Source organism: Methylosinus sp. R-45379 (assembly GCF_001644125.1).
Lineage (GTDB): Bacteria > Pseudomonadota > Alphaproteobacteria > Rhizobiales > Beijerinckiaceae > Methylosinus.
The window spans coordinates 1-1,869 of sequence record NZ_LUUM01000077.1 but is presented as its reverse complement, the minus strand read 5'-3'; the positions used below and the strand labels follow the sequence as shown (position 1 = coordinate 1,869).

Genomic DNA, 1,869 nt, shown 5'->3' with positions numbered 1-1,869 from the left:
AAGCGCGCATCAGCTCTATGGTGTTGTTTGTAACCTCTTCCAAATCGGTGAGTGATATGAAAGTGTCTTCACCATGGGCAATGGCATTTCGGCGCTTAAGAAGTATAACGTCGATGAAAGCAGCTTTGTCTGCAAATTGGCCTTGAGGAACGCCGCAAACTAGACATATTTCAGAAAATACTTCAAAATTTAGGTTTGATTTTGTGTTTACCAAATCTTCATTTACCCGGCTAAAGCGGCGGTCTGAAGAATGCAGGATTTCATCGATAAGCGCGCAGCGATCCACAACGTTTATTCTTGAAACGGAGAGGGCGGCCAGTCGCGGCAAGAAATAGTTCCGAAAGAACTGCTCGTCGAGTTGTGTGTATTGGAGTCGTCTAATCGCTACAAATTCTAGATATTTCCTCGCTGAGAACCTGATATAGCCTTCCCAATGTGCATAACAGACGGTAATGATGGCTCGAAGGAGAACCCTCTGTAATATTTGATCACTGCGCTTGATCGCGGACTTGAGGTCGGAAATCTCCCTGATGCGCCAGTTGCGGTCGTCGATAATCAGGGTGGAGAAATCGGTCTCCGTATACGGTTTGCTCATGGACGGAACCATACCTCGCCGAATGGCACGGTGCGTTGTATACGTATCGTTCCCCGTAAGCCAGGAGAGGTGAATCCTACAATCTGTGGCTGACTCCAGAAGCTTTCCGCTTTGTGCTTTACGAACGTCTTAGAATCCTGCGGGCCGAGTGCTAGGATCGCATCTAAATTCTTGGCTACGCCAACTGCTATCCCTTCTAAGGCGACTAACCCAACTTTTCCGGAATGGGTGCTATTTTGGAAGCGGCGGAGAGCATTTTCTCCTGCGATGTCGTCCAAAAGCGTGAACGTTCTGCTGATTACGTCTTCTGCCGCGGTGAAGTTTCCCGTTTGTGCAAGGGACACTATGCCTTCATCGATGTATTCTTCGACGTCGAGCTTCCCATCATACGGTACGCAGGTATGGACCAAGAAGCGCACAGCCATCTCGACATGTCGTTGTCTTTCCACCTGCTCCTCAGTGACAGAGGTAACTCGTCTAAAGGAAGGTTGGTCCGCCGCTCGCTTCACTGCTCGAAAATAGTTGTCATTTACCATTAACATTATGCAGTTTCTGAGCTCCTGAGCATTTGCTTCAGTGCCCCCTGCGTTGAGCCGCTGGAAAAGGTCATATTTCGTCTGGTCGTCGCTAGGCCGTTTGAGGATTTCGACACCGAGTCTTCCTCTGCGGATCGTCAGCTGCTGCGTTTTATCGAGGGGTTGTTGAGCATCCAAAGAAATGTCCGGAATGTTTTCTGATCGCTCCCAAACTGCGTTGTGAAGAGACGGGAGATATTTGGTTGCTTCAAGGATCGACGGCGAATGCAATCCTTTATCTTTGGAGTGCAATTGGCCCATGAATTCCAAAATCGTGGAAATTCTTTGCAAGCCATCGATTAGTTCCCAAGTTCCGTTATCTTTCTCAAAAACGAAAATAGACGGTATCGGAATTCCGAGAAGAAGCGATTCAATTAGTTTCGATTTCTGACCGATATCCCATCGGAAGAGACGTTGAAATTCTGGATCAATTATGAGTTCTTTCTGCGCGTACATGCTGACGATCTCTCCGATCGACATTTGATACGCGTCTGTCCGGACGAGGCGCTGTGCGCTTTCGATTTCTGCCGATAGCATTCAATCTTGGTCCTTAAAGCAAGGTGTTAGGTGGGATCTTAGCATAGAGAGGGTAGCCTCTCTATGCTTATCTCGATCGCTCCTAACTAAAGTTCAATGCAGGGGGAGTTTCCCCATATCTGTCGGCCTTCTTCGATTTAAAGGCGATGGTGCTCCAACCCA

Annotated in this window: 2 protein-coding genes; both read right to left on the bottom strand. The window is 48.0% G+C overall.

What is annotated here, in order from left to right; translation table 11 throughout:
• A partial coding sequence (locus A1351_RS04065; protein ID WP_064032304.1) for an MAE_28990/MAE_18760 family HEPN-like nuclease occupies positions 1-595 on the bottom strand: 595 nt, incomplete at its 3' end.
• Positions 592-1,707, bottom strand: a complete 1,116-nt coding sequence (locus A1351_RS04060) for a DUF262 domain-containing protein (protein ID WP_064032303.1) — start codon at positions 1,705-1,707, stop codon at positions 592-594. The genes A1351_RS04065 and A1351_RS04060, both read right to left, overlap by 4 nt.
• Positions 1,708-1,869: the final 162 nt, after the last annotated feature.

Excerpts from the sequence above, each read along its gene's own strand:
- A1351_RS04060 (WP_064032303.1), bottom strand. The coding sequence starts at position 1,707 with ATGCTATCGGCAGAAATCGAAAGCGCACAGCGCCTCGTCCGGACAGAC.